This window comes from Pseudomonas sp. KCJK9016 (assembly GCF_046231795.1).
In the GTDB taxonomy this organism is placed as follows: domain Bacteria; phylum Pseudomonadota; class Gammaproteobacteria; order Pseudomonadales; family Pseudomonadaceae; genus Aquipseudomonas; species Aquipseudomonas bananamidigenes.
The window spans coordinates 157,993-165,066 of sequence record NZ_JBJJMM010000015.1; the positions used below are offsets into that span (position 1 = coordinate 157,993).

The 7,074-nt window shown below is 52.2% G+C and carries 5 protein-coding genes; 3 read left to right on the forward strand and 2 right to left on the reverse strand.

Annotated features, from left to right (window positions below; genetic code table 11):
• Positions 1 to 8: 8 nt before the first annotated feature.
• Both ACK6BI_RS16740 and ACK6BI_RS16745 read left to right on the forward strand, forming a co-directional pair.
• Positions 9 to 1,907, forward strand: coding sequence for a UvrD-helicase domain-containing protein (locus ACK6BI_RS16740; protein ID WP_409317912.1), 1,899 nt, complete (start codon positions 9 to 11; stop codon positions 1,905 to 1,907).
• 320 nt (positions 1,908 to 2,227) lie between these two features.
• Complete coding sequence (locus tag ACK6BI_RS16745) at positions 2,228 to 3,265, forward strand: DUF4238 domain-containing protein (protein WP_409317913.1); 1,038 nt, start codon at positions 2,228 to 2,230, stop codon at positions 3,263 to 3,265.
• A 732-nt stretch (positions 3,266 to 3,997) separates the two neighbouring features.
• Here the strand turns inward: ACK6BI_RS16745 and ACK6BI_RS16750 are convergent.
• Positions 3,998 to 5,017 (reverse strand): fimbrial protein, encoded by a 1,020-nt coding sequence (locus ACK6BI_RS16750; protein ID WP_409317914.1) that lies wholly within the window; start codon positions 5,015 to 5,017, stop codon positions 3,998 to 4,000.
• Between the two features lie 636 nt (positions 5,018 to 5,653).
• Here ACK6BI_RS16750 and ACK6BI_RS16755 point away from each other — a divergent pair.
• Positions 5,654 to 5,875 (forward strand): hypothetical protein, encoded by a 222-nt coding sequence (locus tag ACK6BI_RS16755; RefSeq protein ID WP_409317915.1) that lies wholly within the window; start codon positions 5,654 to 5,656, stop codon positions 5,873 to 5,875.
• 181 nt (positions 5,876 to 6,056) lie between these two features.
• On the opposite strand, the gene ACK6BI_RS16760 is transcribed toward ACK6BI_RS16755, so the two are convergent.
• Positions 6,057 to 6,299: a hypothetical protein gene (locus tag ACK6BI_RS16760; RefSeq protein ID WP_409317916.1), complete on the reverse strand. Its 243-nt coding sequence runs from the start codon at positions 6,297 to 6,299 to the stop codon at positions 6,057 to 6,059.
• Between the last annotated feature and the right edge of the window lie 775 nt (positions 6,300 to 7,074).

A 7,074-nucleotide genomic window follows, 5' to 3' on the forward strand; every position in this document is an offset into this window, starting at 1 on the left:
CAGTCCCTGTGATCAATGATACCGATCTTGCGGCTCTACGCGAACTGACACCCGACTTGAACTTCGATGATCAAGAGCGGCGTGCCGTATTGCTGGAGAACCTGTCTCGTGACATCAACGCCGCGCCAGGCAGTGGCAAGACCACGGTGCTAGCCGCGAAGCTCCTGATGCTGAGCCGCAGATGGACCTCAAGCCGCGCAGGCGTTTGTGTACTCAGTCATACCAATGTCGCCCGTGATGAGATTCAACATCGGTTAGGTACAAACCATGACGGGAGTCGCCTGCTCGCGCATCCCCACTTCATCGGGACGATTCACGCCATGGTGAATCAGTTTCTGGCTCTGCCCTACCTGCGAAGCAATGGGATGACTGTCGATGTGATCGACAACGATATCTTTGCTCGCCGGGCATTGGCGCTAGCCCAAGCTAACTTTGGCTTGAAGCTTTACATGCAAAAGAATGCGAGCGTCGCGCCCATGCTAGAGGGGCTGGTCTACAAAGGTGCCTCTCTGGACCTCGCCAGCGAGTTTGGCTCGCTTCCTAAACCGGGCGCGAAAACCCTTCCGGCAATCGTCGGTATCAAAGAAAAACTCGCCGCTGAAGGGGTTTTCCGGCACGCGGACATGTTCGCGTATGCAGAACGTTTGTTGACCCTTTTCCCTAAGGTTCGCACCCAGCTATCCCGACGGTTCCCTATCGTCTTCATCGACGAAATGCAGGACACGTCATGGGAGCAAGAGCGTTTGTTGCAACTGATGTTCGATGAGACCGTCACCGTTCAGCGCTTCGGCGACATCAACCAACGAATCCTTGGAAGCTCGGAAGGCGCGGAAAACCTGACTTTCCCCCGAGGCGACGTACTTCCGATCTCCTCTAGCAAGCGCTTCGGACCCCACATCGCTAAGTCTGTGTCTAGAACACAGCTGGCAGGTACTGCTGTAACTGGAGAGGCCCAAGACCGACATCCGTCCATGCTGATCGTCTACAGCACAGGGCGAGTACAGGATGTGATTGCGACGTTTGGAGGCCAAGTACTAGACCGGTTCAGCGATACCGATCTGACCAGTGGAAAAGTCAAAGCCCTTTGCGCTCGCAAACAGGGCGATGCCCAAACACAGTTAGCAGGCCGTACCCTCCTGGACTACTGGCCAGCCTCGGGTGGCGACCAATCCCCCGGACTCAAGCTTGTGCGATTCTGGGCGCTTCTCGGGGGGCCCAAGCCTGCCGTAAACGCATCGTTTTCATCACGATTTGAGGAGATCCGCAGAGCGCTGTTTCTGATACTGCGCGCTGCCAAAGCAGAGATTGTCGAAGGCTTGAAAACCGATCATCAGTTAATTCGGAAGCTGCGTGATGCTGATGAAGATGTTTCAGCCTTCCGGCTACTGATTCGTGATCTGTGCATGAAAAATTTGAGCGATATGGATGAAGCTAGGCGTATCCGTATCGTGAATTTTTTATACGTGAAGCTGCGCCCGTTGCTCCCAAATCACATGACGCCACAGATATTCGCCGCGCTCTCGGTTTTTGAGCGGCCAGAGGCTATGGCTATTCACGGAGCCCGCCGGTCCATATGCTCTATCGAAAAAAATGGTCGCAGCTTAGATATTCATATCGGTACCCTCGCCTCGATGAAAGGCGAAACGCATCTGGCAACCCTCGTCATGGAGTCCCTAGGCCATCCAAGTCGTCGCTTCGACCTACAGATGGCATTACCCATCATTGCTGGGATTGGCACTCGCTCCGGGAAAATGCCTGAGACTCAGCTTTCTCAGTTTCGAAACCTGTATGTCGGCATGTCGCGACCTACCAGCTTTCTGTGCTTGGCAGTCAATGCAGAACGGGTTTCAGAAGAGTGTAAAACGGCATTGACCGATCAAGGGTGGACCATTACCCATTTGCTGTAGCAGGCCACGCGGGTTGTTCATGGCACCTCCTGATTGGCCTTAGTTTAAGGCATGGAGGTGTCTACGAAACCCGGAGCGATTCAATGCTAATCACCAGTCCGCGCAAACCGCCAACCCCAAAAAGTTACGCCATCTCCTGGGCTACTCAGCCCTCACGACTCAAACGGGAAGCGAAAGTGATCGGGAGAGTGGATGGTGTGAGAGGTGATTGGAGCCCAAATCACTTGCATTTTTTGCAAAATGACTTCGTGTAGATCTTGCGCCGACCGGCCTTAATGGATTGCTGCCCGCAAGGCAGAGCAACGAGGATGTTGAGCACCATGGAAAGCTTCAAAAAGGACAACCACTACGTACCTCAGACATACCTGAAGCAGTGGATGAGCGGCGGCAAGGTCCTCACCTACAGACTCCTGGTGCCTCATGAAAAATGCGAAACCTGGAAGGCGCTGTCACCCAAAAGCATTGCCAAGCTTGAGCACCTGTACTCTTACTTCTCAGGCTCAAAGGACAGTGACGAGATCGAACGCTGGCTTGATCGTGATTTCGAAGTACCTGCATCCAGATCAATTGCAAAGGTGGTTAGCGAATCGCGGTTGACCAGCGAGGACTGGAACAATTTGTTCCGCTTTGCGGTAGCGCAGTCAGTCAGGACCCCGGTTGGGTTGCAGAGCTTTATGAGGCGTCAGAGTGAAACGCTTGAGTCGTTCTTGTCTGAAACAATGGAGGGGTCAGTTGCCAAGTTTGATTCAGCCCTGTCCTCCGGTGTCGAACTGGAGCCCGCCCCTGTAGCAGACCCTTACAACAAGCTTCCCTTGAAGATCCAGCGTGTAAAGAACGAGGATGGAGAGGTGGGGCTGCAAGCGCACGTCCTCAACGGACGAAAGTTTTGGATATGGCATCTTGAGCATGTGCTAAAGAGCACTATCCATCGGATACCTACCCATCGTTGGACCATTCTACATGCACCACCTGGGGTGACTTGGCCCACCACTGATAATCCGTTTACAAGGCTGGGTGTTGGGGCAAAAGGCGAGTTGAGCCTTGAGGGGGGCTGGGGTGTGCGAGGGACGAGACTTTTCATCCCGCTCAGCCCAAAGCATCTCTTGTATGCCTGTGTGGGTTCTAGACCACCTCAACGAGGCACCACGCTCAGTCTCTACGACGCAGCTTTTTTGAGGACGATGATCCTGAAGGGCGCCAGCCGCTACGTGTATGCAACAGACACCCGTGACATCGAGGAGTACCTGCCCCGTACAGTCTCTCGCGAGCAGTACGAGGCGGAGCAGAGGCTTTGGGCTGAATGGCATGAGAGCCAGTCTAGGGAAGAGGCCGAGTATCCCGACCCTGAACGCATCTGATACTGGGGTTGCGCAGATATAGAGAAGCCCGCCATGGAGGCGGGCTATCAAGCGTCTCCAAGGGGAGGCTATGTGCCAACGAGGTCTCGGAGCCAGCTGTCCAAGTATATCCTGTTTCAGGCCAAGGCCCCAAAGCTTGCGTGCGACCATCATCGTGGCCAGAGCCTAAGCCGGCGAGACCGTTTTTAATATTTTTCCGAATCGGAAAGCGGCCTTAGGGGTGGGGTGAGACAGACTTTAAAATCCATTCCAACACGCTACAGCGCCCAAGATTCGTACCGGGATGAGACTGACTTTAATGTTTAGGATCACCTTAATGTTGGAGTTCGGAGGAGGTGTTGGTTGGACGCTTACTAAAGGCTTGAGTGTAATCCACCTCAAGCTTTCCCTAAATGGTTCTGTCTATGGCGTGTCTCGAGAGATTTTTAATCTTGACAAATAGTTGCAGACCAAATGAGTGAGTTTCCCCTTATTTCGGTATAGCCTCATGGTGTGCATGATGATTCTCAAGAAGACCGATGACAACCCGCGACCAGATGCTTGAGCCCATCCATGTCCAGAGTTTTGATTTCACGGCCTGATACCTCGACTAGCGCCTGTTCACGCAGATGCGCGGTCCTGCTGGCTACCAGCGCCGACAAAGGTGCAGTGCGCAACAAGGTGCTGCTCGACGGCTGATCGCCGCCCTGACGAAAAGCCCGGCCTGGCGCCGGGCTTTTTTTCGCCCAAGGATTACTGGTAGGTCAACGTAATGGTCGCACTGCCATTTGCAGCACCTGACGTGATTGTGTCTTCCGTTTGCAAGTAACGCGCCTTGAGCGGGATGTTGTATTTACCTTGGGAGCTCGCCGTGCCCGCTTTGAACTGCTTGCCCAGTTCGACCGGGTTGTCGTCAAAGAGCAACTGGATTCCGACGCCGCTTGCGCTGGAGTTGCCCGCAGCCACCTTCAACACGCCCTGGCTGGCGTTCTGTACATTGCCTTCGACTTTCAGATTGATGCTGGCTCCGGCGGAACAGTCCAGTGGAACACTGAAAGTCCGGGTATTGCCATCTCCTGGCCAGGTTCCTACTCCCTCGAAGAGTCCGATGCCCACTTTTCCCATCTCCACATTGATCGAGGGAGCGCTAAGCGAACACGACACGGTGTTGACTTTGAGTGGTCCGATATTGAATCTCGATTCTGGATAATGCCAAGAACTCTTGTTATTTTTCAAGATAAAGGAACCCACATTCTTGCTGACAACCTCGCCTGAGCCTGTGACTTCAGCGGTCTTATAGAACTTTATATAGGCCTTTCCCTTTAAGGGCTGCTGGCCAAACAAACCATTCGCAACACAGAAGATACGGTTATCCGGATTACCATCCGTAAAGTCAGGGCTACCGGTCCCGACCCACTTAATGTAGTCGCCCACGCAGTTCGACATCATAGTCGCGCCAACGGCATATCCAATACCTGTAATGCCGCTTTCATACACCCGCATGCCATCAATAGTCGTCAGGTAGGTGCCATAGGCTTTGACACCGAAATCCTGCCACGTGAACTCCCCGGGATTTCCAGAGCACTTATATGCAGACACTGTGCTTGACTCGACACGGCCAATTTCAGCATTCACCGGCAAGTCCTGTTGAACTGTAAACTCCGGCACCGTAATGGTGGTTGAACTGGTCTCCGTGCTGCATGTATAGGCATGGGCTTCTCCTACCCCCACCAACATCATCCCCATCAGCAGGTGCGTAAGCTTGAACTTCATAATTAACCCTCGCCACTCACCCTGGAAACCGTTGAATCAATAGCGAACCGACCAATTAAAGAGATTTTCAGTTTGAGCTTGGTTTCATCAATTGGTAACCATATAGATTGATTGAGTTCGTAGGAATCAGACGAATCCTATATCCGTTGCTGCTGTAGAAATGAGAGTAGAGCAACTGATCGCGTCTTCACGACTCAACCCGACACGGGGCATCTTGAGTGCCTTCCCACCTGTCAAGTCGATTGGTGAACTTTTGGTAGAGTTGGTACGAAAATGGTACGAGCTGATTCTAGGTAGTCATATGAACTATTATTTATTGGGATCTCCGTGGCTAGTAGGTCCAATCCATCATCGGAATTCTGGATGGTCAAATATTTATATGAAACCCGCTTCCACCGCACCATTGTGACTCCAGGCTCGCCGCCTATCTTCGGTCGGTGTTTCAAACGGCATGTCCGTCTTTCCAAAGGAACGGGACAGGGCATGACACTCAGATACCGGCTCCACCAGACGATACGCTATACGATGAAGCAAAGTTTCCCGTCACTTTGGGAGTAGTCTGATAAAAAGACTCACAGTATGTCTTTAAAATTTGGAGTAGCACCTATCAAACACTCTTCAAGGAAAGACAAACTTATGAGCTCTCTGCGCGACATTCAGAACTTTCAGTTAAGGTTGATCGAATCGGTGTCGGTGAGCGAAAGCTGCGCCGCAGACCTATTAAGTATCTTGCGCAAGCTTACTGTCGCTGAGGCCAATAACGTCATAGAAATTATCGGTTTGCTGCAGAGTGAAGCTGAAATACTTCGCAAACTTTCCGGAAAACTGACTTCTCAACGGTATGCAACAGTTCCTTGATGGACGTTGCGTATCAGTTCAGTCATCTAACGGATCATTCTTCGAACGGGAACCAGACAGCTAGGTGTGGGGGATCAGAGTGCGCCCCCCTAGAGAACTACAAAAGGACACGGGCTAGGAAACCCGCAGGATTTTGTTAGTGGGAGGCCTGCCAGCTTACTGAAACTTCAATCTATTGTATTCATTGAAAGCCGCTGAAAAAGAGGCTTAAGAGCCTAACTTCGTGCCTGTCGTAAAGCGCATTCGTCGTGCACATCGGCCGATCACCGAGCTGCATTACCTGGCTTAAGGAAAATGGCTGGCTGTGCTGCCTTCCAACGGCAAGCAGGCCGATGTTCTGGCCATCAAAGCCGCGGATCCGAGCAAGACTGCCGTAGCTGCTTGCCACCATCAGGAGCAGCTTCAGCGTGATGTGTAAACCCACGTTTCGTGCAGTCCGGGTCGAATTCCAAGGCTGCGCCGCCGCCCACTGATCTCGCCATAGGGCAGTCTTTGGACTTTCAGAAAGCACGCGCTTACCGAGAGCATTATCTTCTTGAGTCCAGTCTGCAGACGGAGGAGCGAGATGTCGTAAAGGCCGTCGCGTACTTTTTCCAAGGAATGGGGCTGAAGCACGCCTTTATCAAGCAGCTTGCGTGTTGACGGCTTTGAGGGGATGGCAAATGATCGAGTGTTCTATAGGGTTGCTTTCCGCTTCTTGAACCGGCCACAACTCCTGGCGATTCAGTATGCTGAGCTTGATCCAAGCGTAAAGGTTATGAACGAATATCCCCAAATTCATTACTTTGGTTTGCCTGATGTGTAGTGGTCAACAATTCCCGGACACAGATTTGCGTTTGCTCTAAGTAAGGCTGGAAGCCGCGTAGTTTGCGGACACCGTGCGACAGTTTTTATTCTCTAAATCCAAAACAGGCACAGCCTGGAGACCCCATCGGGTTCTCCAGACTGTGGCCCGTTCCCACTTTTTGTTACCGAACACCCCAGCGCGGTGCAATGCCACGCTCCTGTAACAGCCTGTCTTCTTTCAAAAAGCGCTCCTGCGAAAAAAATTCAATCAACCGATACCCCGTGATTTCGGCGTGTTCAGGGATGTCCGTTGGTTTTGTCGGAAGGTCCCTCGGCAAGTTGGCCGTTCAATTGCATATGCTTGTATGTACAAGTAAAGACGTATGCATACGAGTTAAAAAAACCGTGCATTT

Coding starts and splice junctions, on each gene's coding strand:
- ACK6BI_RS16745 (WP_409317913.1), top strand. CDS start 2,228: ATGGAAAGCTTCAAAAAGGACAACCACTACGTACCTCAGACATACCTG.
- ACK6BI_RS16750 (WP_409317914.1), bottom strand. CDS start 5,017: ATGAAGTTCAAGCTTACGCACCTGCTGATGGGGATGATGTTGGTGGGG.
- ACK6BI_RS16755 (WP_409317915.1), top strand. CDS start 5,654: ATGAGCTCTCTGCGCGACATTCAGAACTTTCAGTTAAGGTTGATCGAA.